Annotated in this window: 18 protein-coding genes and 1 pseudogene; 10 read left to right on the forward strand and 9 right to left on the reverse strand. The window is 61.5% G+C overall.

What is annotated here, in order from left to right:
- Positions 1–43: 43 nt before the first annotated feature.
- Positions 44–361: pseudogene (locus tag BM317_RS07245) on the reverse strand (TetR/AcrR family transcriptional regulator); the annotation flags it as partial.
- Positions 362–442: 81 nt separating this feature from the next.
- Here BM317_RS07245 and BM317_RS07250 point away from each other — a divergent pair.
- The 4 genes from BM317_RS07250 to BM317_RS07265 all read left to right on the forward strand — a co-directional run bounded on the left by BM317_RS07250 (position 443) and on the right by BM317_RS07265 (position 6,971).
- Complete coding sequence (locus BM317_RS07250; protein WP_256574068.1) at positions 443–1,111, forward strand: DJ-1/PfpI family protein; 669 nt, start codon at positions 443–445, stop codon at positions 1,109–1,111.
- A gap of 19 nt (positions 1,112–1,130) precedes the next feature.
- The gene (locus tag BM317_RS07255) at positions 1,131–1,661 is read left to right on the forward strand and encodes a DUF2867 domain-containing protein (RefSeq protein WP_092473698.1); all 531 of its coding nucleotides are present in this window, start codon (positions 1,131–1,133) and stop codon (positions 1,659–1,661) included.
- A 463-nt stretch (positions 1,662–2,124) separates the two neighbouring features.
- A complete protein-coding gene (locus tag BM317_RS07260; RefSeq protein WP_092473700.1) occupies positions 2,125–3,225 on the forward strand; it encodes an ABC transporter substrate-binding protein in 1,101 nt (366 codons plus the stop codon).
- A gap of 23 nt (positions 3,226–3,248) precedes the next feature.
- A complete protein-coding gene (locus BM317_RS07265) occupies positions 3,249–6,971 on the forward strand; it encodes an ATP-binding response regulator (protein ID WP_092473702.1) in 3,723 nt (1,240 codons plus the stop codon).
- A 25-nt stretch (positions 6,972–6,996) separates the two neighbouring features.
- On the opposite strand, the gene BM317_RS07270 is transcribed toward BM317_RS07265, so the two are convergent.
- Complete coding sequence (locus BM317_RS07270; RefSeq protein ID WP_092168811.1) at positions 6,997–7,506, reverse strand: Lrp/AsnC family transcriptional regulator; 510 nt, start codon at positions 7,504–7,506, stop codon at positions 6,997–6,999.
- A 199-nt stretch (positions 7,507–7,705) separates the two neighbouring features.
- On the opposite strand from BM317_RS07270, the gene BM317_RS07275 reads away from it, so the two are divergent.
- The 4 genes from BM317_RS07275 to mdeB all read left to right on the forward strand — a co-directional run bounded on the left by BM317_RS07275 (position 7,706) and on the right by mdeB (position 12,488).
- Positions 7,706–8,722 carry a 1-aminocyclopropane-1-carboxylate deaminase gene (locus BM317_RS07275; protein ID WP_072405082.1) on the forward strand — a complete coding sequence of 339 codons (1,017 nt, stop codon included), beginning with the start codon at positions 7,706–7,708 and terminating at the stop codon, positions 8,720–8,722.
- 145 nt (positions 8,723–8,867) lie between these two features.
- Positions 8,868–9,326 carry a transketolase gene (locus BM317_RS07280; protein ID WP_092168808.1) on the forward strand — a complete coding sequence of 153 codons (459 nt, stop codon included), beginning with the start codon at positions 8,868–8,870 and terminating at the stop codon, positions 9,324–9,326.
- Between the two features lie 46 nt (positions 9,327–9,372).
- The gene (locus BM317_RS07285) at positions 9,373–9,795 is read left to right on the forward strand and encodes a hypothetical protein (RefSeq protein ID WP_092168805.1); all 423 of its coding nucleotides are present in this window, start codon (positions 9,373–9,375) and stop codon (positions 9,793–9,795) included.
- On the forward strand, positions 9,792–12,488 hold the full coding sequence (mdeB, locus tag BM317_RS07290; protein WP_092473704.1) for an alpha-ketoglutarate dehydrogenase: 2,697 nt from the start codon (positions 9,792–9,794) through the stop codon (positions 12,486–12,488). The genes BM317_RS07285 and mdeB overlap by 4 nt, the downstream gene beginning before the upstream one ends.
- A gap of 107 nt (positions 12,489–12,595) precedes the next feature.
- Here mdeB and BM317_RS07295 read toward each other — a convergent pair whose 3' ends face one another.
- The 5 genes from BM317_RS07295 to BM317_RS07315 all read right to left on the reverse strand — a co-directional run bounded on the left by BM317_RS07295 (position 12,596) and on the right by BM317_RS07315 (position 17,947).
- On the reverse strand, positions 12,596–13,573 hold the full coding sequence (locus BM317_RS07295; RefSeq protein WP_092473706.1) for an NAD(P)-dependent oxidoreductase: 978 nt from the start codon (positions 13,571–13,573) through the stop codon (positions 12,596–12,598).
- A gap of 15 nt (positions 13,574–13,588) precedes the next feature.
- A complete protein-coding gene (locus tag BM317_RS07300; protein WP_092473708.1) occupies positions 13,589–14,887 on the reverse strand; it encodes an MFS transporter in 1,299 nt (432 codons plus the stop codon).
- Positions 14,888–14,979: 92 nt separating this feature from the next.
- Entirely contained in the window at positions 14,980–15,954 is a 975-nt protein-coding gene (locus BM317_RS07305; protein WP_092473710.1) for a sugar kinase, read from the reverse strand.
- Positions 15,947–16,729 carry an apurinic/apyrimidinic endonuclease family protein gene (locus BM317_RS07310; protein ID WP_092473712.1) on the reverse strand — a complete coding sequence of 261 codons (783 nt, stop codon included), beginning with the start codon at positions 16,727–16,729 and terminating at the stop codon, positions 15,947–15,949. Before BM317_RS07310 ends, BM317_RS07305 begins: the two co-directional genes overlap by 8 nt.
- A 192-nt stretch (positions 16,730–16,921) precedes the next feature.
- A complete protein-coding gene (locus BM317_RS07315; RefSeq protein WP_092473714.1) occupies positions 16,922–17,947 on the reverse strand; it encodes a LacI family DNA-binding transcriptional regulator in 1,026 nt (341 codons plus the stop codon).
- Between the two features lie 243 nt (positions 17,948–18,190).
- On the opposite strand from BM317_RS07315, the gene BM317_RS07320 reads away from it, so the two are divergent.
- On the forward strand, positions 18,191–20,344 hold the full coding sequence (locus BM317_RS07320) for a WG repeat-containing protein (RefSeq protein ID WP_092473716.1): 2,154 nt from the start codon (positions 18,191–18,193) through the stop codon (positions 20,342–20,344).
- 49 nt (positions 20,345–20,393) lie between these two features.
- On the opposite strand, the gene BM317_RS07325 is transcribed toward BM317_RS07320, so the two are convergent.
- Positions 20,394–20,747 carry a hypothetical protein gene (locus tag BM317_RS07325; RefSeq protein ID WP_092473718.1) on the reverse strand — a complete coding sequence of 118 codons (354 nt, stop codon included), beginning with the start codon at positions 20,745–20,747 and terminating at the stop codon, positions 20,394–20,396.
- A gap of 430 nt (positions 20,748–21,177) precedes the next feature.
- On the opposite strand from BM317_RS07325, the gene BM317_RS07330 reads away from it, so the two are divergent.
- A complete protein-coding gene (locus BM317_RS07330) occupies positions 21,178–26,046 on the forward strand; it encodes an NAD-glutamate dehydrogenase (protein WP_092473720.1) in 4,869 nt (1,622 codons plus the stop codon).
- Positions 26,047–26,228: 182 nt separating this feature from the next.
- Here BM317_RS07330 and BM317_RS07335 read toward each other — a convergent pair whose 3' ends face one another.
- Positions 26,229–26,633 (reverse strand): cupin domain-containing protein, encoded by a 405-nt coding sequence (locus tag BM317_RS07335; protein ID WP_092473722.1) that lies wholly within the window; start codon positions 26,631–26,633, stop codon positions 26,229–26,231.
- Positions 26,634–26,930 lie beyond the last annotated feature (297 nt).

The following is a 26,930-nucleotide window of genomic DNA, read 5'->3' on the forward strand; positions in this document are numbered from 1 at the left end:
AGCGACGTCGCCGCCTCAAACATTTGCAGGCACGCAAACGCTATTCGTGCAGCGACCAGGCCCGGATGGAAACTTCCCGCCCCGGTTGTTTCTCCGCGGCAATACTCAAATAGCGTTTCAAGATTTCGCCCGCGCTGCGACCCTGGGCCGCGTAAGCGAGCATGCGCTCCGTGTAGTCTTCTTCCCAAGCGGCCAGCAAGGTACGGACAAAGTCTTCGCGATTGCGGAAATGGTGATAGAACGATCCGCGGGTCACATTCAATCGGCGCGATAGACTCTCGGCGGAAACGCCAACATGCCCTATTTGGTCGAGGGCCTCAAAACCAGCCGCGATCCAATGGTGACGAGTTAGTTTTTTCACCCGTTATTTCGCTCCAGAGTGAGTGCCATACAGACTGTGTATGGTGCGCAACCGGTTGATACGCTGCGAACACCCGCAAAGATGGCCGTTGCGTTTAGCACGCCAGCACTTTCCATGGAACTCGCCTTGAAGAAAATCTTTCTGGTTGCTTTCGACCCATTCACGGATATCGACCTGTTCCTGATGTGGGACATTCTAGGCCGCAACACTGAAGACTGGCACGTCCGGATATTGGCTTCCAGTGCTGTCGTGCATTCGGCGCACGGTCTGCCTGTTTCGGTGCACGGTCAGCTTTCCGAGGCCAATAGTGCCGATGCGGTATTGTTCGTCAGTGGCAGGGAAGGGGTACCCGCTGCACTTGCCGATCCAGATTTCCTGCCGTCGTTTGAACTTGACGCCAGGCGCCAGCGAATCGGCTCCCTATGCGCCGGCGCTTTCATTCTCGAACGGCTTGGGCTGCTCAGCGGCAAGGCAACTACACACCCGGATGCACGATCGAGCTTGCAAGCACTGGGACTTGAACCCGTGGACCAGCCTCTTGTATGCCAGGGGAGCGTTGCAACCGCTGGCGGATGCCTTTCGGCGCTCTATCTGGTGGGATGGCTGGTTGAGTCCTGGTTCGATGTCGATAAGCGCCGTGCGACGTTGTGTCCTGTTCTGCCCGCTGGGCAGCAAGCGCTCTATGATGCCTTGATCGAGCTCAGTATCCGGCAAGGAAAGGTGGGCACCTCAACCACATCCAGTCGTTAGCACTCAGGAGGAATCCCCGATGCCCCGAGAATTTGAGCTCATTATGTCCGTGCCAGTCCCCTCGGGGTCCGGCATCACCCACCTTTACAAGTCGATGGACCTGGCGGACGCTTTTGCGATTCGGCTCCCTGCGGGCACATCCAGCGATCCGGATTTGCTGGCTCGCTTCATCCTCTCTCACCAGCCGTCCTGGATCGGCTGGCTGATGAAAGTCCGAGACACTGTGGTTGCCTATTTTGGTCTCAAGACAGCCAAGCATCTGGCATCACTGGCTCATCGGATTGGACCCTTCAAGGTCTACAGCACCAACCAGACTGAAATCGTCTTGGGTGAGGACGACAAGCACCTCGACTTCCGGCTATCGATCCTATGTGCTGGAGAGGCCGAGCCAGAAGGCAGTCGCCAACTGGTTTTTGCAACTGTGGTCCAATGCCACAACCGGCTCGGCCGGGCCTACATCTTCGTTATTGCCCCATTTCATCGCTTGGTTGTCAGGGCCAGCCTCCTGCGTGCAGCGCGCATCGGTTGGCCCCTGGCTACCTGCCCCTGAGGCGGATCAACTCCCTATTCTTTGGGAATCTATCCGAAATCAAGCTTGATGCCGCGCTCGCCCATCCAGGGGACGTAGCCGGTGTGATCCTGTGGGGCCCTCGGTTGGCTTAATCCTCCACGGCCGCGAGCGAAGCGGGCACGTTGCGACTATGCTCATTGCCACTGCAGGCAATGTATGGGTTTCAATGATCGGCCGCCAAGGGAAGGAGTCTGTATGTGTCTGGTTCTACATGTCCGGTTTTATTGTTGAAATGACCGAATGAGCAATCTGGTAACAGATGTCCATCGACGCATTTTGATTCCTGGGCGACCCATCGTCAGTTTGTGAACGGGCATTTCACAGGGACGACGATCTCCAATCTGCAGGCCGACTTCTCCAAACCAGATCAAGCAGTCGACCAGACTGTCGACAGGTGCAAGTGGATGACTTTTGGTAAATCCCAAGGACGATGGAGAACAATATGAATACCAAACCGATCCACAAAATCCTGTGGCGCTTCGCTGGCTGCGTGACCGGGCTGGTGATGGTTGTCGCCAATCCAGCCCATGCTGCCGATGGCGGCGTCGCCCGCGGCCCTACCGCAAGCCATAGCATTGCCTTCAGCAATTCCTACGCGGGCAGCGATTTTCGCAAGGTGATGGTGCGCAACTGGCAGGAGATTGCAGTCCAGGCGCAGAAGGATGGCCTCATCCGCGAGGCTCCGGTGGTCAGCGCGAACAACTCGGCGTCGGAACAAGCGGCCCATATCCAGGACATGGTCGTCAACGGCGTGAACGCCATCGTCATCCTGGCCGCGTCCGACACGGCCCTTAACGGGGTGATCCGCGACGCCTGCAACGCCGGCATCGTGGTGGTGGTCATGGCCAGCCTCGTCACCGAAAGCTGCGTCTATACCGTGGATTACAACTGGTCCGCCATGGGCCGCGTGGAAATGGATTACATCGCCGAGCGCCTCAAGGGGAACGGAACGCTGCTGGAGATCCGCGGCATTGCCGGCGATGCCACCGATAAAAACATCAGCGACGGCATTCGCAAGGCCGCCAGTGATTATCCGGGCCTGAAATTCGCCAAGACCGTCTACGGTAACTGGACCGCTTCCGTGGCACGCAAGGAGGTGGCGCTGGCGCTGCCGTCGCTGCCCAGCATCGATGCCGTCGCGACTCAAGGGGGCGACGGTTATGGCGCGGCCATGGCGTTCAAGGCGGCAGGGCGCCCTTTGCCGATCATCGTGATGGGAAATCGCCAGGACGAACTTGCCCTGTGGAAACAGGAGCGCGATGCCAATGGCTACGAGACCGTCTCGGTCTCCGCCTCCCCAAGCGTCTCCCAGGTGGGGTTCTGGGTGGCCCAGCAGATTCTGGCGGGCAAGCAGGTGCCGAAGTTCGTCGAAGTGCCGTTGGTGCGTATCGATGGGAAAGACCTGGACGCCTGGCTCGCCACCATGCCGGTGGGCGGCGCCGCGAATCCTTCCTATGACCAGGCTTCCGTGGTGGCGATGATCGACGCGGCCATCAACAATACGGCGGCGCCGACGCCGTTGCCGGAGGTGACGAAGCCGTAGTGGCGGACCGGGGGCGAGGCGCCATGTCGACATTCAAACCCGCCACTGACAGGCCCATTGCCGTCAGGATTGGCCTGGCGGTCGCCGCGCTGGTGTTCCTGATGCTGGCGGTGTCGCTGGTGAACCTCTACGGCCTGCGCGGCATGGTACGTGCGGTGGATTCCGCCAGCCATTCCGCGGAAATTCTGGCCTCGGTCAACGGGGCTACCGGACGGGTGGAAAACTTCATTGCCACCCGTGACCAGGAAAGCCTGTCCCAGGCCGAAAGCATGGTGGCGACGGCTATCGCCGGCCTCTCCGCCATTGCGGTGGCGGAGGCGCAATCGCTCAAGGGCAGTCTGGAAAGGCTCGCGACGGCGATCGCAGCCTTGCGGACCGCGAGCCTGACCATGGATGGCGAAACGGAGAACATGACAGCCCACTACGGCCGGATGCGAGAGGCGACGATCCTCGTCGAACAGGGCATCGCCGATGGGTTGAAGGGGCTTGAGTCCCGCACCGCTGAGCACCAGGCGCGGGTGAGCGACATCGAAAGCGCCCATCGCATCCTGGATATCCTGCGCAACGGCGAACGGATCGTCACCGCCAACGTGGCCAGGATGCTGGTGACCGGTGACGGGACGGCTGGCACTGCGGCACGGAACGCCAGCGCGGCACTGCGGCCCGTGGTCGAACAGTTGCGCGAGTTGATGGGGACACCGCAGGAGAGAGAGGCCCTTGACCAGTTGGCCGCGGCGCTCGACGCTGCCAGCGTGGCGGTCGAGCATCTTGGCGAGGCGCCCAAGCTCCGGGGAGGCGAGGCTTTGCGGTATCTCGCCGCCGTCGGGGATACGGTCGAGCGCCTCGAGGCCATGTTGGGTGAAGTGGAAGGGCACGTTGTCCATGACGCCAGCGACATTCAGGCAGCAACCGGTTTGCTGCAAAATGCCGCCGCGTTGTCCAAGCGTTTCGCCGAGCGTGTTGCCACCCTGGAGGCGCAGACCTTGTCGTTTCGCCTGTCACCGTCGGCCGAGGTCGCCGGCTCTGTCGGCCACATCCTGGACGAACTCTCCCGACTCTCTCGGGTTCTACCGGCGTCCGTGGGGCTGCGGGCCAAGGCTATGCCCCTGACGGTCAGCGATCAGATCGCCGGCTACCGGGCGGCATTCGCCAGGTTCCGTCAAGCGAGCGACGCCTTGAGCGACGCGCGCGACCAGGTTCGCAACGAGGCCCGGAGCGCCGGCCTGTTGGTGGCGCGCTTCGCTGGTCAAGCGCGCTCCGACGCCCTGGTCCACAATGATCGCGGCATGCTTGCGACGATCGTCGCAGGGACCGTCGCCATCCTGCTGGCCGGCGCCATCGCCTGGAGCACATCGCGATTTGTCGCGCAGCCCATCGTGGCCCTGGCCTCGGTCATGCGCCGGCTGGCGGCTGGCGACCTGAACGCCGAGATCGCCAGTGCCGGACGCGGCGACGAGATTGGAATCATGACCCGCGCCGTACGGGTGTTCCAGGAGAATGCCCTGCGCATCCGGGTGTTGGAGGCCGAGGCCGAGGCCGAGCGACAGCAAGTCCAGGCGTCTTTGGAGAGAATGGTCGCCGAACGGACCGACGCGCTGCACCACCAGACCGAGGTGCTGGAGGCGCAGGCCATCGAACTGATTCAGGCGCGCAACCAGGCCGAGACGGCTAACCAGGCAAAGAGCGATTTCGTGGCCACCGTCAGTCACGAACTGCGCACCCCCTTGACCCTCATTCTCGCCCCCTTGGAACAACTCTCGGCGGCGACCACCCCGCCAGTGGACTGGCATGTGCAAATCGACCGCGCCCAACGCAACGCGTTGCGCTTGATGAACCGGGTGAACGACATCCTCGATTTCTCCAAGGCCGAAGCGGGCAAGTTCGAGTTGTGCCCAACGCCCATTGATTTGAACAAGGTGGTGGGTGTGCTGGCCGAGGATGCCGCCATGGTGGCCGAGGGCAAAGGCTGCACCTTGACCTGCAGCATCGATCCTGCGCTCGGCACGGTGTTCCTGGACCCCCAGCACTTCGAGAAGATCCTTCTCAACCTGGTGAGCAATGCCATCAAGTTCACACCGGCCGGCGGCACTGTGCACTTGGCCGTCACGCCGCTCGATGGCGAGCGATTTGAACTCGCGGTGCAGGACTCGGGGATTGGCATTGCGCCCGACAAACTGCCGCTGCTGTTCCAGCGTTTTTCCCAGATCGACAATTCCGCCACGCGTCACTACAGCGGCACAGGCATCGGTCTCGCCCTGGTCAAGGATCTGGTCGAATTGATGGGGGGTGAAGTCGGTGTCAGCAGCGAGCCCGGACGGGGTTCGTGCTTTTTTGTTCGACTTCCGTTAGGGACCGAGCCAAACACCGTGTCCACCGAAGCCAGCACGATGCACGAGCGATCGTCATCGAGCACGACAAGCACAACCGAGCAGCGCCACCTGCGTTTCGATGACGGTCGCCTTGGCAGTCGCAACGACCGGGCTTCGATCCAAGGCGCAGGCGACGAGCCGCCCCTGGAACATGCCTCGCGATCCAGAGTGCTGGTGGTCGACGACAGCCCGGAGATGCTGGGCTATCTCAGCGAGCTTTTGCGAGACGATTACGTCGTCACCACCGCAACCGATGGAGAGCAGGCCTGGGCGCTGCTGCAGCTTCGACCCATCGATGTCGTGGTTTCGGATGTGATGATGCCGCAGCTCGACGGTTTTGGCCTGACAGCCAGGATCAAAGCCAGCGCCGGTTTTGCTCATTTACCCGTGATCCTGGTGACCGCCCGTGGCGGTAGCGAGGCCTGCGTTTCCGGGCTGGAGAGTGGCGCCGATGACTATATCGCCAAACCCTTTTCGCCGCTGGAGCTCAAGGCTCGCGTACGCGCGGCACTGCGCATGAGCCAGGTGCAAACCGAACTGCACGCAAAGTCCCGTCAGGCGGGCATGGCCGAAATCGCTACGACGGTGCTGCACAACGTCGGCAACGTCCTCAACAGCGTGAACGTATCGGCAGAACTGGTCAGCAACCAGATGCGCACCTCCAAGGCCCAGGGGCTGGGCAAGGTGGCGCAACTGATGAACGAACACGTCCATGACCTGAGCGATTTTCTCACCAAGGACCACAAGGGAAAGATGCTGCCCGATTACCTGCTCAAGCTGGCGGAGGTGGTGGCGGCAGAGCAACAGAGCATCATCGAAGAACTCGGGCAACTCACCAAGGGCATTGACCACATCAAAACCATTGTCGCTGCCCAGCAGTCCTATGCCGTTGCCGTCAGTATTGTCGAGACCGTGCCGGTCGCAGAGTTGATCGACGATGCCTTGCGCATGAGCGCTGGATTACTGGTGCGCCAGGAGGTGACGATGGTCAAGGACATTGCCGACTTGCCCCTGCTGCCGTTGGACCGGCACCGGGTTCTGCTGATTCTGGTGAACCTGATCGGCAATGCCAAGCAGGCGTTGGACGGCGTAATCGATCGCAGCCCATGCGTCACGTTCAGCGCGTCCCTCGTTGACGGGGTGGTATTGCGCATCACGGTGGCCGACAACGGCAACGGGATTGCGCCTGAGCACATGAAGCGCATTTTTTCCCATGGTTTCACCACGCGCAAAGACGGTCACGGTTTTGGCCTGCACAGCTGCGCGCTGGCCGCGCAGGAGATGGGTGGCAGCTTGACCGTGCACAGCGACGGGGTTGGACAAGGCGCAACCTTTACCCTCGATATTCCTCTTGATGCTTCGCTGAGTAAGCGATGAATACCTACCCGGCCTGACTGCAGCCTCAAAGGGGAATGTGGGTGGTCGACAAGACCTGGCGCAACCCCATGAACGAGCGAATCTGGCGAACCCCGGGCAGGTAGAGCAGTTGCTCCGCGTGGAGCCGGTTGAAGCTGTTGCTGTCCTTGGTTCGTATCAACATGAAGTAGTCGAATTCCCCCGTCACCACATGGCATTCCATGCAGCCGGACACTTTTTGTGCCGCCGCCTCGAATGCGGCGAAGGATTCCGGTGTGGAACGGTCCAGCACCACGCCGATCAAGACCACCATCCCCGCATCCAGCGCTTCATTGTCCAGCAGTGCGACGATGTGCTTGATCAGGCCGGCCTGCTTGAGCCGTTCGACCCGTCGCAGGCAGGCTGGCGCGCTCAGTTTGACCTTCTCTGCCAGCGCCACGTTGGAGATGGAGGCATCTCGCTGCAGGGCCTTGAGAATGGCGCGGTCGGTTCGATCCAGCGGCTGCGGCGTTGGGGCTGTTTCGGTTGGCTTCTTGCGAGTATTTATTGCACTCATGATGGTTTATGCGCAGTAAAAGTATGTTTGATGGTTTTTGCCGAAAATTATGTTTCTTTAATTGCTAATAATTTGCAATACATATTTTTCGATTTCTTCTTAGTATTGAACTCATCGAAGCCCCTGTGGATGAGCCTGGAATGCAGCCCTTTGCTTCTCGGCCTGGCGCTTGGATATTCAATAATCGAGGAGCAGAGTCATGAACCTGAATCGTTTTAAACGTTATCCGTTGACCTTCGGTCCATCTCCCATTACGCCCTTGAAGCGTCTCAGTGAACACCTGGGGGGCAAGGTCGAGCTGTACGCCAAGCGTGAGGATTGCAACAGCGGCCTGGCCTTCGGCGGGAACAAGACCCGCAAGCTCGAGTACCTGATTCCCGAAGCGATCGAGCAAGGCTGCGATACGCTGGTGTCTATCGGTGGCATTCAGTCGAACCAGACCCGGCAGGTCGCTGCAGTCGCTGCCCACTTGGGCATGAAGTGCGTGCTGGTGCAGGAAAACTGGGTGAATTATTCCGACGCGGTGTATGACCGGGTGGGCAACATCGAGATGTCGCGCATCATGGGGGCTGACGTGCGATTGGACGCAGCAGGTTTCGATATTGGTATCCGGCCAAGTTGGGAGAAGGCCATGAGCGATGTCGTGGAGCAGGGTGGCAAGCCGTTCCCGATCCCGGCGGGTTGTTCCGAGCATCCCTACGGCGGTCTCGGGTTCGTCGGCTTTGCCGAGGAAGTGCGGGAGCAGGAAAAACAACTGGGGTTCAAGTTCGACTACATCGTGGTCTGTTCCGTGACCGGCAGTACCCAGGCCGGCATGGTCGTCGGTTTCGCCGCGGACGGCCGTTCGAAGAAGGTGATCGGCATTGATGCCTCGGCCAAGCCAGAGAAAACCAAGGCACAGATCCTGCGTATCGCCCGGCATACCGCAGAGTTGGTGGAGTTGGGCCGCGAAATTACCGAAGAGGATGTGGTGCTCGATACGCGGTTTGCCTATCCGGAGTACGGTTTGCCTAACGACGGCACGCTGGAAGCGATTCGCCTGTGCGGCAGCCTGGAAGGTGTGCTGACCGATCCGGTGTACGAAGGAAAATCCATGCACGGGATGATTGAAATGGTCCGCCGTGGCGAGTTCCCCGAAGGCTCGAAAGTGCTTTACGCGCACTTGGGCGGGGCGCCGGCGCTGAATGCCTACAGCTTCCTGTTTCGCAACGGCTGACTCACGCCAGTGACCTGTAGGCGAGGGCTTGCTCACGAGGCGGTGGGGCAGTCGGCATGCATGTTGAATGTCATCGCCTCATCGCCTCATCGTCGGATCGCCGCTCGGAGCGAGCCGCTGCAACCCAAACGCCGGGAGTACCGCCATGCATGGGATATCGCAATCCGCAGTCTGGATCAAGGAACCTTCGGCGGATGCCGGGGTGGTCATCGTGACCAGCGCCGCATTGCCCAAGTACATGATCGACAAGCTGCACGTGACGATAGATGACTGGGACCAGGTGGCTTATCTGGCCGTCACGCAATCCGAGGCGTTGCTGGTCGACTGGTTGCGGGTCGGGTCCAGCCCGCAGCCGTCTGCCGGGGGCGGCGCGTGTTATGCCAGCCAACTGCTGCGCTGCGTCCCCCACGACAGCTTTCTGCTGGAGGTCGGCACGGTGCCTGGCCTGACCTGGCTGGGATCCGTCTGCGGCCACCCGCTGCGCGTCGTCGAACTGGGAACAATAGCTTCATCCACTGCGGCGATGGATCGACAGGTGGAAGACGTGTTATCGGCGACCCGGAGTCTGGCCAAAAGCGTGCTGCAGGCGCGCGGCGTCATTTAACCCAGTCCTCGTCAATTCGCCTGTTGAAACCAGAAAGGCAACGCTTATGAGCCGAACCGCCGAGGGGCGTGTCCACGCAATGAGGTGGATGCGCGAGCCTTCCAGTTGTACGCGTATCGTGGTCATCGTGAGCGGACTCGATAGCGACCATATCGATTTGATCCATCAGGGGTTCAGCTGTTTTGACAATGTGGCGCTGATCCATGTCGATACGGTGAATACCGCGACTGGCAAGCTGGTTGGCGTAAAAATGGCCAAGAATGACTACTGTTTTGTGGTGCTCGGTGAACTGGATGAGCGCTTCTTGCAGGACCTTTCCATTGGTCAGCCCTGCCTCTACCCGGTCGCACCAGACGAGGCGGCAGAACGCTCCGTCATTGCGGCAGTAGAGCAGGTAAAACGCCTCGCCCGAGTGAGTCACTCGCGCCACCTTGAAGTGATACCCAACACCTGCAGGAGTTGCCTATGAACCTGTCCAATCCCCATGCCCAATGGCCGGTCCAGGTTGTTGAGGATGAAGAAATGGCCGAGTGGCGCGAGGCCTTGCTGTCGGTCGCAGCCCACGGTGGCACGGACCGGGCCAAACAGATCCTCGACATGCTGCTGGCCGTGGCAAGCACTTCGGGCATCGGCTGGCGGCCCAGGCATGGCACCCCTTACATCAATACCATCAGCGTTGAGCAGCAACCGGTGTTTCCCGGGGATCTGGCCATGGAGGAGCGTCTGGCATCGATCATGCGCTGGAATGCCCTGGCGATGGTTGCCCGGGCCAATCATGCCTATGGCGAATTGGGCGGACACATTGCCAGTTATGCCAGTGCGGCGGATTTGTTTGAAGTGGGCTTCAATCACTTCTTCAAGGCGCGCACCCCAACCGGCGGCGGTGATCTGGTGTTCTACCAACCCCACTCGGCGCCAGGCGTCTATGCCCGGGCGTTCCTCGAGGGACGCCTGGAAGAAAAGGATCTGCAGCACTATCGACAAGAGATCGGCGCGCGCGCCAATGGCGCCCGGGGGTTGTCGAGTTATCCGCATCCCTGGTTGATGCCGGACTTCTGGCAGTTCCCGACGGGCTCCATGGGGATCGGTCCGATCAGCTCGATCTACCAGGCGCGTTTCATGCGGTACCTGGAGCACCGCGGCCTGCAAAAAACCTCGGGGCGAACCGTCTGGGGCGTGTTTGGCGACGGTGAAATGGATGAGCCGGAAAGCATGTCGGCGCTGACCCTGGCGGCGCGCGAAGGGCTGGATAACCTGGTCTGGGTGGTCAACTGCAACCTCCAGCGCCTGGACGGCCCGGTGCGCGGCAACGGTCGCATCATCGACGAGCTCGAGGCATTGTTCGGCGGTGCGGGCTGGAACGTGATCAAACTGGTCTGGGGTTCCGACTGGGACAGATTGTTTGCCCAGGATAAAGACGGCGCGTTGGTCCGGGCCTTGTCGGCCACGGTCGATGGCCAGTTCCAGACGTTCGCGGCCAAGGATGGGCGCTTCAACCGTGAGCATTTCTTCGGCCAGGACGAAGCCCTGGCGCATTTGGCCCAAGGCCTGACCGACGAGCAGATCGACCGCCTCAAGCGCGGTGGTCATGACCTGGTGAAAATCTTTGCCGCGTATCAAAGCGCAATGCTCGAGGGCAAGAGACCTACGGTCATCCTGGCCCAGACCAAGAAGGGCTTCGGCATGGGCGACGCCGGGCAAGGCAAGATGACCGTGCACCAGCAGAAGAAACTCGACAGTGAGGCGTTGATCGCGTTCCGCAACCGTTTCAACCTGCCGTTGACCGATGAGCAGGCTGTCTCCCTGAGCTTCTTCAAGCCGAGCGACGACAGCGCGGAAATGCGCTACCTGCATGCACGCCGCCGGGCGCTGGGCGGCTACATGCCGGCGCGACCTTCGGCCAGCGAATCATTGGCCGTACCCGACGTAAGCAGCTACGCCGGGTTCGCCATCGCCGCCCAAGGCAAGGAAATGTCCACCACCATGGCCTTCGTGCGGATGCTCAGTGGCTTGCTCCGGGACAAGCAACTGGGGCCGCGCATCGTGCCGATCGTGGCGGATGAAGCACGTACGTTCGGCATGGCCAGCCTGTTCAAGCAGATTGGCATCTACTCCAGCGTGGGGCAGCGTTACGAGCCGGAGGACATCGGTTCGATCCTCAGTTATCGAGAAGCCCTGGATGGGCAGATTCTCGAAGAGGGCATCAGCGAGGCGGGGGCGATCAGTTCCTGGGTGGCAGCGGCGACCAGCTACTCGGTGCATGGCTTGCCGATGCTACCGTTCTACATCTATTACTCGATGTTCGGCTTCCAGCGCATTGGCGACCTGATCTGGGCGGCGGCGGATCAACGGGCTCGTGGTTTTCTGCTCGGTGCCACCGCAGGCCGCACCACATTGGGTGGCGAAGGTTTGCAGCACCAGGACGGCAACAGTCATCTGATGGCGGCGATGGTCCCCAATTGTCGGGCTTACGATCCGGCATTCGCCGGCGAGTTCGCGGTGATCCTGGATCACGGCATGCGCCAGATGCTGGAGCGTCAGGTGGACGAGTTTTATTACGTCACCTTGATGAACGAGAACTACCCGCAGCCCACCCTTCCTGAAGGTGTCGAACAGGCCATTATCCAGGGCATGTATCTGTTTGCCCGGCATGAAGTCGAGGATGCGCGTGGACGTGTCCAGTTGTTGGGTTCCGGCGCCATCCTGGGCGAAGTGATTGCCGCCGCCCAGTTGCTGGCCAGCGATTGGGGAATCGACAGTCAGGTCTGGAGCGTTACCAGTTTCACCGAGTTGGCACGTGATGCGCGTGAAGTGGAGCGCTGGAATCGACTGCATCCCGGGCAACCTGCCAAATGCAGTCATGTTCAGGAATGTCTCCACGACTCGACACCCATCATTGCCTGTACCGACTACGTACGGGCCTTGCCCCAGTTGATCGCCAGCTATCTCGATGGCCATTACACCGTGCTCGGCACCGACGGATTTGGCCGCAGCGATACCCGCAGCCAACTGCGCAGGTTCTTCGAAGTGGACCGCCACCAGATCGTCGTGAGTGCGCTGACCTCGCTGGTGCATGAGGGATGTCTGGACGCCAGTGTCTGTGCCGAGGCCATTGAACGCTACGCCATTGACGTTGACGCCGTGGCCCCTTGGGACGCTTGAGGCCGCTTCATCCTGCTCGCGAAGGCGGTGGTTCCGTCACAGGGATGTCGGGCTTGCTGGCCCCATCGCGAGCAGCTCAGCCCCCACAGGGATTGGCGGTGAATAGCTCAGCCTTTCCATACCTCCAAATTCACCAGGTTCACCGGCCGCTCACCCGCCAATGCCGCCAGCAGGTTGTCCACGGCACAGCGCGCCATCGCTTCCCGGGTTTCGTGGGTGGCCGAGCCCATGTGCGGTGTCGCTACCACGTTGTCCATCTGCAACAGCGGCGAATCGGTATTCAAGGGTTCGCGCTCGAAGACGTCCAGTCCCGCGCCACGGATCTGGCCGTTGCGCAGGGCGTCGATCAGCGCCGCTTCATCCACCACTTTTCCCCGGGAGATATTGATGAAGAGGGTCTCGGGACGCATTCGGGCAAACGCCTGAGCATCGATCAGCCCTTGGGTTTCAGCCGTCAAAGGCAAGGTCAGGCAAACGAAGTCCGCCTGCTGCAACAATGTTTCGAGGCTGCAATAGCGTGCGTTGAAACGCTGCTCGACCGCGGGCTTGGGTGAGTGGCTGTGGTAGAGCACCGGCATGCCGAAGCCGAAGTGCCCGCGCTGGGCCAAGGCTTCGCCGATGCGTCCCATGCCGATGATGCCCAGGGTCTTGCCATGGACGTCGGTGCCGAAATGCCGGGGGCCGATGCTCTGTTGCCAGCCGCCTTCGCGGACCAGGTTGGCCAGTTCCACCACGCGCCGGGCGGTTGCCAGGATCAGGGCGAAACCGGTGTCCGCGGTGGTTTCGGTGAGCACGTCCGGGGTATTGGTCAGCAGGATCCGGCGTTCGGTCAGGTAGTCGATGTCGTAGTTATCGACGCCCACCGAGACACTGGCGATGGCTTGCAGGTTCGGCGCCAGGTCCAGCAGCGCCGCATCCAGCTTGAGGCTGGCGCCCAGCAGGCCGTGGGCCGTGGGCAGGGCGTCGCGCAGTTGTGCCAGGCCCTGGGTATCGAGGCGTTCGATGAGTGTGACTTGGGCATGGGCTTGCAGGCGAGCCATCAATTGAGGTGACAGCGCTTTGTACAACACCACGTGTTTTTTCATGGGAGGGGTCTCGATTCAGGAGCGGGCGGGCGCCGGGTTTGGCGTCGCGGAGTGGGAGACGGTCCGGTCGCTGGCGCCGGGCTTGAGGGCGAGGGTCAGCACGACCGACAGCAGCAAGGCGCCGCTCATCAGCAGGAAGGACATGCCAGGGGAGCCGGTGGTGCCGTTGAGGTAGCCCACCAGGTACGAGCCGCCAAACGAACCCAGCGCGCCCATGCTGTTGATCAAGGCCATGGCGCCGCCGGCGACATTGGCCGGGAGGATTTCCGGAACGATGGCGAAGAACGGACCGTATGGCGCGTACATGCAAGCGCCGGCGACCACCAGCAAGCCATAGGACCACCAGAAGTGCTCGGCCCCCAGCAGGTAGGAGGCGTAGAACGCGATGGAGGCGATCAGCAGCGGCGGCCAGACAAAACGCTTGCGCTTCTGCACCTTGTCCGACGCCCAGGACACCACCAGCATGCCGATCACCGCCGCCAGGTACGGCAAGGATGACAGCCAACCGGCCTCGACCATGTTCATCTGCAGGCCGGCCTTGAGGATCGACGGCAACCACAGCACAAACCCGTAGACGCCGATGCTCCAGCAGAAAAACTGCAACGCCAGGATGATCACCTTGGGAGAGCGGAAGGCTTCGGCGTAGTTTTTCACCGCCTTGATGCCGACCTGTTCGGCCGCCAAGGCACTTTCCAGATCATGTTTTTCCTGGTCGCTGAGCCACTTGGCCTGGGCCGGGCGATCATCGGCCAGGCGCCACCAGACAAAGGCCCAGAGCACCGCCGGCAGGCCCTCGATGATGAACATCCAGCGCCAGTCGAATTGCTGCACCAGGTAACCCGAGACCACGGACATCCACAGCATGGTCACCGGGTTGCCGAGGATCAGGAAGGTATTGGCGCGCGAGCGTTCGGCCCGGGTGAACCAGTGGCACAGGTACACCAGCATCGCCGGCATCACCGCGGCCTCGACCACTCCGAGCATGAAGCGGATCACGATCAGCCAGTAGGCGTTGGCGACCACACCCGTCAGGGTCGCCAGCGAACCCCAGAGGATCAGGCTGACGAAGATCAGCTTCTTCACGCTGTGCTTTTGCGCGTAGATCGCCCCCGGGACCTGGAAGAAAAAGTAGCCGAGGAAAAACAGGGCGCCCAGCAGCGACGAGAGCCCCGGGGTGATCATCAGGTCCTCGGCCATGCCCGAGGCGGCGGCAAATCCATAGTTGGCCCGGTCGAGGTAGGCCAGGCTGTAGGTGATGAAGACGATGGGCATGATGTACCACCAGCGGCGGGTGGCGAGGTTGAGCGTTTGCATGTCGTTGACTCCTGAGCTTGTTGTTTTTGTTGCAGCAGGTGTGTTTTGTGGTGGCTCTATCGCGAGCAAGCTCGCTCCCACATGGGATCGAGTTAACCCCTGTGGGAGCGAGCTTGCTCGCGATTGGCGGTTTCAAATTCAGCCAATAACTCAATGCGAGTCGGCAATCCCTCCATGTCTCCGCGGCTCTGCACCGCGCGGCTGCCAATCCAGTTGGCGCGTTGCACGGCCTCGGTGATGGCCCGGCCTTCGAGCAATGCGCTGATCAGGCCCACGGCGAAGCCATCACCGGCGCCCACGGTGTCCACCACTTGGCCCACCGGCACGCCAGGGATGACGCCCTGGTCCAACGCCGTGCGGTAATAAGCGCCTTCCGCGCCGAGCTTGATCACGACGATTTCGGCACCTTGGTCCAGGTAGAACGCGGCGATGTCGGCCGGGTCGTCGAAACCGGTCAGCAGCCGGCCTTCGCCGAGCCCCGGCAAGACCCAGTGGGCGAGGGCGGCGAGGCGATTGATTTCAGTGATCATCGTCGACTCGCTGCTCCATAGGCTTGGCCTCAGGTTGGGGTCGAACGACAGGCTGCGGCCGGCCGCGCGCATACGGCTCATCAATTCAAAGGACATCTCGCGGGCCGTGCCCGACAGCGCCGGGACGATGCCGGTGGCGTGCACATGACGGGCGTCAAGCAGCGCTGGCGCGATGGAGCCGATCGACAGATGACTGGCCGCCGAGCTGCGCCGGAAATACTCGACTTGCGGGTCGCTGCCATCGACGGTAAGGGACTTGAACTGGAAGCCGGTGGGGTGCTCCGGGTCGACCGCCACGTGGCGACAATCCAGGCCCTCGTTTTCCAAGGTCTGCGTCACGAACCGCCCCAGGGAATCGGCGCCGACCCGACTCAGCCACGCCACCTTGAAGCCCAGCCGCGACAGACCGATGGCCACGTTGCTGTCGGCCCCCGCAATGCGCTTGTGGAACTGGTCGACGCAGGCCAGGTCACCGCGCTGATCCGCCACCAGCATTGCCATGGTTTCGCCGAACGACAACACATCGAACTCAGACATGGGCAGGCTCCTGGCGCGATTGCCCGAGGCGGGACAAGGTGGCGACATGGTGGGCGGTCAATTGCAGCAGGTCATCGTCCTGCAGTGGGTATTCGGCGGCGCGCATCACGCCGGCGGGCATGTGTTTGAGCAGTTGTTCCCACATGTGCAGGTCGGTCACGGCCGGAGGCACGGCGACGAGTTTGCCGTCGGCGCGCCGGGCCACGGCCTTGCAGTGCACATACGCCACATAGCGTCCGAGCTGGCGGGCGGCCACGGCGGCCGATTGGTCCTGCCATTGCCAGTTGCCAATGTCGAAGGTCATGGCGATGGGCAGCGCCTGGTGCTCCACTGCGGTGAAGAATCGTTGCAGCGGCTCGATTCGCCCGCCTTGCAAGGTCTGGTCGTTTTCCACCAGCAACTGCACCGGGCTGGCGGCGAGCACCTGGGCCAGTGCCGACAGGTCATTGGAGTCGGTGAAATGCCCGAGGGAGACTTTCAGCCAGGTCGAACCGAACGCCTCGCCGCGTTGCAGGGCCAGCGCCAGGGCGGGGTTGGGCCTGGACTGGCCGGCGAGCCACAGTTCCAGGGGGGACGAGAATATACTCTGCAGCCCCTGGGCCCGGGCAGCGGCGGCCAGTTCAGCGGGCTGTTCGGTGGTGAGCAATTCTTCGCGCCATTCGATGCGCGAGGCACCGGCGGCGGCCAACAGATCGATGAAACGGCCTTGGCCATGCTGCCGCACCAGGTCGGCGCCGTAGCTGGAAAGACTGATGGAGACGGGTGGGTTGTGCATTGTTGTTATACCTCTGAAACCGGTTTCAGTTTTGTTCAAAAAAAGGGTTCAAATAAAAGGGTTCAAAAAAAAGCGTTCAAAAAAAGGGGGGGCTTTAGGGCCTCATCGCGAGCAAGCTCGCTCCCACAGGGATCTTCAGTGCGCCACAGATCCCGTGTGGGAGCGAGCTTGCTCGCGATAGGGCCCTCACCATCACCGACCATTCCCAAGCGTCGACCCACGCTCAATCAACCGCGCCGCAAAATCCAGGGTCCGCACCGGCCCGTTGTCACCGCGCAAGCGCTTGAGCAGGCATTCGAACGCGCTGGCGCCGATCTGCGCTGTCGGTTGGGCCAGGGCCGTGATGCCGCTGCCCACCAAGGGGTACCAATCCAGGTCATCGAGGGCGATCAGGCCCACGTCGTCGAACAAGTGACAACCCAGCTCGCGCAACACCGTCGTGGCGGCCAGGGCGGCAATGCCATTGGCGCAGAACAACGCCTTGGGGCCATGGCCAGGCTGGGCAAGAAAAGTCTTGATACGCGTGGTCAACTGATCAGAGGTTTCCACCACGGTGCCGGCCAGGGCAGGCCGCCGTTGGATACCAGCCTTGAAACTCTCGACCCGCTCGATTCGCGAACTGGTGCCGTCGAACGGTTCGGTCACCAGCAACAGATCGCGGTAGCCCCGTTGTTCGAGGTGATCGAGGGCCATTTCGATGGCCGCCGGGTTGTCCAGCCCGACCAGGTCGCTGTCGAGGCGATCGACCTTGCGATCCACCAGCACCAGGGGCATTTCGCTGCGCAGTTCGAACAGTTCGTCACGGTGGTGACCCAAGGTGTTCACGATCAACCCTTCGATGTTGTAGGCGCGCAGCAACGCCAGGTGCTGGCGTTCCTGCTCGTCGTCGCGGTCGGTGTTGCACACCACCAGGCTATAGCCATGGCGACGACAGGCGGTTTCCACGCCATGCATCACGGCAATCGAATATGGGTTGCGGATATCGGCCACCAGCATGCCGATCAGCCGTGTGCGCCCGCGCTTGAGGCCGCGGGCCATCTGGTTCGGCCGGTAGCCCAGCTCGCTGATGGCCTGCTCGATGCGCCGAGCGATGGCTTCGGAGAGCAGGGCCCGGTCTTCGCCAATGAAACGCGAGACACTGGCCTTGGAGACCCCGGCGCGTTCGGCGACGTCGAGCATGGTCACGCGGTTGCGCTGGGCGGCGGAGAAAGAAGTCACGGATTGAAACCTGCTTATTGGATTTATTGGTGGCTCTGAAACCGGTTTCAGGAAACACCAGAACCCAATCGGTCGTCAAGGGCTGCGTGTGGCAGGCACGACCGGTGGTGCTTCGCTTGCGTCGGACAGTGGCGACGATCCAGGCATGTTTTCATCAGCGCCGGGCCACCCAGGGGATTTGCAGCGCGCAAGGCCGTGTGCTTAGCTGCCTGTCTCCCCAGCCCTTTGACTGCCGAAACCACCATGAATTTTACCCAGCCTCGTTTGAGATTGCTGTCGATACTGAGTGTGACCTTGTTGGTGGTGGGCTGTGCGTCCTATTACCTGTTTCGCCACAGCGGCGCGCCGGTAGATGAAGGTTTCGCCGCCGAGCAACTGAACGAAGGGGGCATGGAAGACACCGGTACGCTGGCAGCGCCCGAGGTGGAAAAACGCCTCAATTACTTGATTCAGGACACCGGTGAAACCCTCAGGTCCCTGGAGCTGATCAGCGACGCGCAATTGAGCCTGACCCTTTCGACGAGCGAGCCCGACGACGAGCAGCCATTGCAATACGAGCCGCTGTTTGTCCCGTTCACCAGCGCGCAACTGAAAGCTGAGCTGGCGTCGATTCAAGGCTTGCGTTTTACCCAGCGGCTGTTTGCCGAGGGTTCCGAGGTGCGGCTCGATACCAGCCGCCTCGATCCACTCTGGAAGCGCGCCGCCACGCCGGAGGAGCCGGCGGCCGAGCAGTACCTGCCGCAGCGCCTGCGTTTTCGCGATGGCAGCGAAACAACCTTCGCCGAGCTCAAGGTGTCGCCCCAGGTCGAGTCCGACGACACGATCTCGTCCCATGACGCCTTCGCCCTGTCGGTGAACAAATCCCTGGCGAGTCTCGGCCTGACGGTCGCTTACCGCAGCTACCCGGCGTTCAAGAAAGTGGTACTGGACAAGGATCACCCGAAAGTGACCCTGGACGGCGGTCAGTCCTTCCAGCTCACTGCCCTGGGTGATGACAGCGCGTCCGTGCGGTTGAGTACACCGAAATTGTCGACCTTCGTGGTGCAGGGGCTGGATGACGCGGGCAGGGCGCTCTACAGCAACGGTAACAACTCCCGGGCGTTCCCCTCCGATGGCGATATCGCGGCGTTGCATGAGTATTACAACGCGCTGTTGCAGACCAAGGACGATCTCAAGCAGCTCAAGACCGGCCAGGCGGTGCAACAGCAATTGCAGCGCTTGACCGAGGCGCTGGCCGCTCAGGTGGGTCCGTTGAAAAACACCGAGGTCGACTATCGATTCGAGGCCACCCCGCAACGTATCGTCATCCATGTGCTCGATCCGATGGAAGACAACACCGTTGAATTCGCCCAGGTCGACAACGTCCTTGCAGCACAAGCGCGTTACATTGCCCTGGACCGGAACGCCGAGCGCTACGGCTTCATCGATCAGGCTGGCCAGTGGTTGATCAAGCCCCGTTGGGTGCAGGTGCAAGATAGCCAGATGGCCGATACCTACACGTTGTTTTCCCCGGAGAAGTCCAGCGACCCGGAGTCGGAGTGGCAGGCGTTGCGCAGCCAGCTCGCCTACTTCCCCGCCGGTAGCAACAAACTCGTAGACCTGCCGTTCGAATACATCACCGAGGCGTTGAGCAATGGCCTGCTGTTGGTCGAGCGCGAAACCAACGGCCCTTACGGGCTCTATGATGCCAAGCGTCATCGTTTCGTGTTGCCGATGAAATTCGTCAACCCTACCGTGACCGACAACGTGTTCATCGCCCGTCTCGGCAAGCGAACCGATGTCATGGAAGGCCTGTACGGCGCCTATACCCTGGACGGCAAAGAGATCTTGCCGACGCAGTTCTCGGGCATCGAGTACCGCGAGGGGTTGCTCTACGCCAGCTCCGCTGATCGGAGTCGTCAAGACGTGTTCGACCTGCAAGGTAAACGGATCAACCTTCAGGGGGACAACGTGATAGGTCGGTTTGTCGGGCAACAACCGCTATTGGTGCAAGACACTAAAAGCCGGAAATTCGCTTTTATCGATCGCCAGGGCGCGCGGCTACCCATCAAGTTGCCGTATGACGAAGTGACGCCGTTTTCCAACGGCATGGCGGTGGTCGGACGCGATGGCAGCTACGGTGCCATCGACCTGGCGGGCAGGTTGCAGGTCCCGCTGGATTACAACCAGATCAGCGTGTTCCAGACACACTACGCCGCGGCCATCCGGGCCGATGGTGGTTCCGGCCTGGTCTTGATCAGTCGGGACAACAAGGTGATCAAGGAACTGGGGTCCTACACCAGCCTGGACGTGCCGGATAACGGCAATGAGGCTCGTTATTACGTGAGGGACCCGAATAACAGTGACGAGTACCTGGTTTATGACGCCGATGGCAATCTCGTGAAGAAAGACGGATAAAGGCGGATGCACTGATTCCTCGCCACGGGAGCGTGTTCGTGTCCGGATCTCAGAGCTGGCTTATATAGGTCCCCGTCCCCTTGAGGATGTTCTGCAGCGTCAATTCCACTTCCGCCAGGTCCGCCGTATCGGTGTCGTGGGTGATCTCCAGCACATCGTCGCCGTTGAGCGCATCGGCATCCGTCGGGGCAATTTCAATCAGCAAGCGGGTCGGGCTGAGGGTGACCTTGACGCCGTCCAGTGTCGAAGGCTCTCCATCAAGGGCGATTTCCAGTTCGTCTTCGTCGGGGTAGCGCGTCATCAGGAACATTTCGCCCTGGGCGCTGTGGCAGCAGAGCATGGCCATGTTGTCTTCTTCTTCATCACACGGGTTGGCGATCAGAAGGGCGGTGGTCATTTGCATGGTGATGGCTCCAGGATCGAGTGCACCTGCGGGGGTGCAAAAAGTGGATTCTGCCAGCCCGAAGGATTTTCTGCTGGTTTACCGCCTCGGGGTGCCGTTTGGCCCCCAGCCTGCTAGGGTTGTTCGGTGCGTACCGGCTGTTTAGCTAGTCGATGACCGAATATGTCGCAGCGCTGCAAGCAGGCAGGTTGTCGCACTCGTTAAGCTGCGCAACGGATGTGCACCTGCCAAGGCCACCCCAGGGTGGTTTTTGCAGGTGTCCATGACATGAAATTACATGGAAAAGGATGTGACCTGCGGGTCCTGTCCAGCTTCACCCACCTGTCATCCTGTTTCCTCTGCCCGAGAATCAGGAACGGGGTGGCCGACAGCCCCGCAGGGGTTGCACGCGACGCTTCAATCAATAACAAGCCCAAGCGGAGTACCACAGATGGCGTTCTTCACCGCAGCCAGCAAAGCCGACTTCCAGCACCAACTGCAAGCGGCACTGGCGCAGCACATCAGTGAACAGGCACTGCCACAAGTGGCGCTGTTCGCTGAACAATTCTTCGGCATCATTTCCCTCGATGAACTTACCCAGCGCCGGTTGTCCGACCTCGCCGGCTGCACCCTGTCTGCCTGGCGCCTGCTTGAGCGCTTCGATCACACGCAACCGCAGGTGCGCGTGTACAACCCCGATTACGAACGCCACGGCTGGCAGTCGACCCACACGGCCGTGGAAGTGTTGCACCACGACCTGCCGTTCCTGGTGGACTCGGTCCGCACCGAGCTGAACCGTCGCGGCTACAGCATCCATACCCTGCAAACCACTGTGCTGAGCGTGCGTCGCGGCAGCAAGGGCGAGTTGCTGGAAATCCTGCCAAAAGGCACCCAGGGCGACGACATCCTGCAAGAGTCGTTGATGTACCTGGAAATCGACCGTTGCGCCAACGCCGCCGAACTCAACGTCCTGAGCAAGGAACTTGAGCAAGTGCTGGGCGAAGTGCGCGTGGCTGTGGCCGATTTCGAACCGATGAAAGCCAAGGTCCAGGAAATCCTCGACAGCCTGGACAGCAGCGCCTACGCCATCGACGCTGATGAAAAGAGCGAGATCAAGAGCTTCCTGGAATGGCTGGTGGGTAACCACTTCACCTTCCTGGGCTACGAAGAGTTCGTGGTGCGCGATGAGGCCGACGGCGGTCACATCGAGTACGACCCCGATTCGTTCCTCGGCCTGACCAAATTGCTGCGCGCCGGCCTGACCGCCGAAGACCTGCGCATCGAAGACTACGCCGTCGCCTACCTGCGCGAGCCGACGCTGTTGTCGTTCGCCAAGGCCGCGCACCCGAGCCGCGTACACCGTCCGGCCTACCCGGACTATGTGTCGATCCGCGAAATCGACGCCAGCGGCAAGGTCATCAAGGAATGCCGTTTCATGGGCCTGTACACCTCTTCGGTGTATGGCGAGAGCGTGCGGGTTATTCCGTACATCCGTCGCAAGGTCGCGGAAATCGAGCGTCGCTCGGGCTTCCAGGCCAAGGCGCACCTGGGCAAGGAACTGGCCCAGGTGGTCGAAGTGCTGCCCCGTGACGACCTGTTCCAGACCCCGGTGGACGAGTTGTTCAGCACTGTCATGTCCATCGTGCAGATCCAGGAACGCAACAAGATCCGCGTGTTCCTGCGCAAAGACCCGTATGGTCGTTTCTGCTATTGCCTGGCCTACGTGCCACGTGACATCTATTCCACCGAAGTGCGCCAGAAGATCCAGCAAGTGCTGATGGATCGCCTGAAGGCCTCGGACTGCGAGTTCTGGACCTTCTTCTCCGAATCCGTACTGGCCCGTGTGCAGTTGATCCTGCGGGTGGATCCGAAGAATCGCCTGGACATCGACCCGCTGCTGCTGGAAAAAGAAGTCGTGCAGGCTTGCCGCAGTTGGAAGGACGACTACGCCAGCCTGGTCATCGAAAGCTTCGGCGAAGCCCAGGGCACCAACGTGCTGTCGGATTTCCCGAAAGGTTTCCCGGCCGGCTATCGCGAGCGCTTTGCCGCGCACTCGGCCGTGGTCGACATGCAGCACCTGCTGAACCTGAACGAAAAGAACCCGCTGGTCATGAGCTTCTACCAGCCGCTGGGCCAGGTCTCCGGCCAGCGCGAGCTGCACTGCAAGCTGTATCACGCCGACACGCCGCTGGCGCTGTCCGACGTGCTGCCGATCCTGGAAAACCTTGGCCTGCGCGTGCTGGGGGAATTCCCGTACCGCCTGCGCCACACCAACGGCCGCGAGTTCTGGATTCATGATTTCGCGTTCACCGCCGCCGAAGGCCTGGACCTGGACATCCAGCAACTCAACGACACCTTGCAGGATGCCTTCGTCCACATCGTGCGTGGCGATGCCGAGAACGATGCGTTCAACCGCCTGGTGCTGACCGCCGGCCTGCCATGGCGCGACGTGGCGCTGCTGCGTGCCTACGCCCGTTACCTGAAGCAGATCCGCCTGGGCTTCGACCTGGGTTACATCGCCAGCACCCTGAACAACCACACCGACATCGCTCGCGAACTGACCCGGTTGTTCAAGACCCGCTTCTACCTGGCGCGCAAGCTCAGCGGCGACGACCTGGAAGACAAGCAACTGCGCCTGGAGCAGGCGATCCTCTCGGCCCTGGACGACGTCCAGGTGCTCAACGAAGACCGCATCCTGCGTCGCTACCTGGACCTGATCAAGGCCACCCTGCGGACCAACTTCTACCAGACCGACGCCAACGGCCAGAACAAGTCCTACTTCAGCTTCAAGTTCAACCCGCACCTGATCCCGGAACTGCCCAAGCCCGTACCGAAGTTCGAGATCTTCGTCTACTCGCCACGGGTCGAAGGCGTGCACCTGCGCTTCGGCAACGTTGCCCGCGGTGGCCTGCGCTGGTCCGACCGTGAAGAAGACTACCGCACCGAAGTGCTGGGCCTGGTAAAAGCCCAGCAAGTGAAGAACTCGGTGATCGTGCCCGTGGGCGCCAAGGGCGGTTTCCTGCCACGTCGCTTGCCGCTGGGCGGCAGCCGGGACGAGATCGCGGCCGAAGGCATCGCCTGCTACCGCATCTTCATCTCGGGCCTGTTGGACATCACCGACAACCTGAAGGACGGCGCGCTGGTACCGCCGGCCAACGTCGTGCGTCATGACGACGATGACCCGTACCTGGTGGTCGCGGCGGACAAGGGCACGGCGACCTTCTCCGACATCGCCAACGGCATCGCCATCGACTACGGCTTCTGGCTGGGCGATGCGTTCGCCTCCGGCGGTTCGGCCGGCTACGACCACAAGAAAATGGGCATCACCGCCAAGGGCGCGTGGGTCGGCGTGCAGCGCCACTTCCGCGAGCGCGGCATCAATGTCCAGGAAGACAGCATCACCGTGGTGGGCGTCGGCGACATGGCCGGCGACGTGTTCGGCAACGGCTTGTTGATGTCCGACAAGCTGCAGCTGGTCGCGGCCTTCAACCACCTGCACATTTTCATTGATCCGAACCCTGAGCCTGCCAGCAGCTTCGCCGAGCGCCAGCGCCTGTTCGATCTGCCGCGTTCGGCCTGGACCGACTACGACACCAGCATCATGTCCGAAGGCGGCGGTATCTTCTCGCGCAGCGCGAAGAGCATCGCCATCTCGCCGCAGATGAAAGAACGCTTCGACATCACGGCCGACAAGCTGACCCCGACCGAGTTGCTCAACGCCTTGCTCAAGGCGCCGGTGGACCTGTTGTGGAACGGCGGTATCGGTACCTACGTCAAGGCCAGCACCGAAAGCCACGCCGATGTCGGCGACAAGGCCAACGATGCGCTGCGCGTGAACGGAAACGAACTGCGCTGCAAGGTCGTGGGCGAGGGCGGTAACCTGGGCATGACCCAATTGGGTCGCGTCGAGTTCGGTCTCAATGGTGGCGGTTCCAACACCGACTTCATCGACAACGCGGGCGGCGTGGACTGCTCCGACCATGAAGTGAACATCAAGATCCTGCTCAACGAAGTGGTGCAGGCCGGCGACATGACCGACAAGCAGCGCAACCAGTTGCTGGCGAGCATGACCGACGAAGTCGGTGGCCTGGTGTTGGGCAACAACTACAAGCAGACCCAGGCCCTGTCCCTGGCGGCACGCCGCGCCTTCGTGCGGATCGCCGAATACAAGCGCCTGATGAACGATCTGGAAGCCCGGGGCAAGCTTGACCGCGCCATCGAGTTCCTGCCGACTGAAGAGCAACTGGCCGAACGTGTCGCGGCGGGCCATGGCCTGACCCGTGCCGAACTGTCGGTACTGATCTCCTACAGCAAGATCGACCTCAAGGAAGCGCTGCTCAACTCCCTGGTACCGGACGACGATTACCTGACCCGTGACATGGAAACCGCGTTCCCGCCGACGCTGGTGAGCAAGTTCTCCGAGGCCATGCGTCGCCATCGCCTGAAGCGCGAGATCGTCAGCACCCAGATCGCCAACGACCTGGTCAACCACATGGGTATCACCTTCGTTCAACGGCTCAAGGAGTCGACGGGCATGAGCCCGGCGAACGTGGCCGGTGCCTATGTGATCGTGCGCGATATCTTCCACCTCCCGCACTGGTTCCGGCAGATCGAAGCCCTGGATCACCAGGTCTCGGCCGACGTGCAACTGGAGCTGATGGACGAGCTGATGCGCCTGGGCCGTCGCGCCACGCGCTGGTTCCTGCGCAGCCGCCGCAACGAGCAGAACGCGGCTCGTGACGTGGCGCACTTCGGTCCGCACCTGGCGGCGTTGGGCCTCAAGCTCGACGAACTGCTGGAAGGCCCGACCCGTGAAGGCTGGCAGACCCGTTACCAGGCCTATGTGGCCGCTGGCGTGCCGGAGCTGCTGGCGCGCATGGTTGCCGGCACCACGCACCTGTACACCTTGCTGCCGATCATCGAGGCGTCCGACGTCACCGGCCAGAACGCCGCCGATGTGGCCAAGGCTTACTTCGCCGTGGGCAGTGCCCTGGACATCACCTGGTACCTGCAACAGATCAGCGCACTGCCGGTGGAAAACAACTGGCAGGCACTGGCCCGTGAAGCGTTCCGCGACGACATCGACTGGCAGCAACGGGCGATCACCATCTCGGTCCTGCAGCAGGGTGACGGTACCCAGGATGTGGAAACCCGCCTGGCGCTGTGGCTGGAGCAGCATCACAGCATGGTCGAGCGCTGGCGTGCGATGCTGGTGGAAATCCGTGCCGCCAGCGGTACCGACTACGCCATGTACGCGGTGGCCAACCGCGAACTGCTGGACCTGGCGTTGAGTGGTCAGGCGGTCGTGACGGCCAACTGATCCGGCGTTGAATGAAAAAGCCCCGCATTAAGAGATGCGGGGCTTTTTTTGCTTTCAAGATTCACTGTGGACCCTGTGGGAGCGGGCTTGCTCGCGAATGCGTCGGGTCAGCTTGCACAAGTGTTGGATGTGCCGCCGTCTTCGCGAGCAAGCCCGCTCCCACAGGGGATTGCGTTGATCCGTTAGTTTCTCAGCGGTATCAATACCGCTTCATCCTCTCCCATCACCATGAACACCAGCAATTTCGCCGGTTGGCTCGTGCTGGCGTTTTTCGACACCAGGTGCTCGGAACCCGCCGCTTCATACCAGAATTCCCCGGCCTTGTAGGTCTTCGCCGGCTCGCCCTTGACCTGGGAGGTGATGGCGCCTTCCAGCACATAGGCCATGGCCGTGCCTTCGTGTTTGTGGGCAATGGACGCTTGGCCGGGGGCATAGTTGACGGTCAGCATCATGGCTTTTTTGCCTGGAACGTTTTTCAGCAGTTGTTCCTGCAATACCGTGACTTTTTCCGAAGGTGTGGCTTCGTGGGCGTAGGTATGGGTAATGGGCAGCAGGCTGAGGGCGGCGATCAGATAGAGCGTTTTCATGGGGCATGGACCTTTTTCCGAGTGATTTCGCGCTGGAGCGGCGATGGGTTCACCCTAAGCCCCAGGGTGGGGCAAGCAAACGTCCAATCTTTCGGAAGGTGGGTAGACCAATGGGTGAGTACGAATTTACAGCGGGCTGGCCAGTGCAATTAGCTGGCGTGCACCGTTGTGGCGAGGGGATTTAGCGAAACGTCGCACCGCCCCGTTGGGCTGCGAAGCAGCCCTAAAATTTGCCACACAGGTGTGTCAGGCAAACTGCATCCAGCTTTTTGGGTCTGCTTCGCAGCCCAGCGGGAA

The sequence above is a fragment of the Pseudomonas sp. NFACC24-1 genome (assembly GCF_900115235.1).
In the GTDB taxonomy this organism is placed as follows: domain Bacteria; phylum Pseudomonadota; class Gammaproteobacteria; order Pseudomonadales; family Pseudomonadaceae; genus Aquipseudomonas; species Aquipseudomonas fluorescens_AA.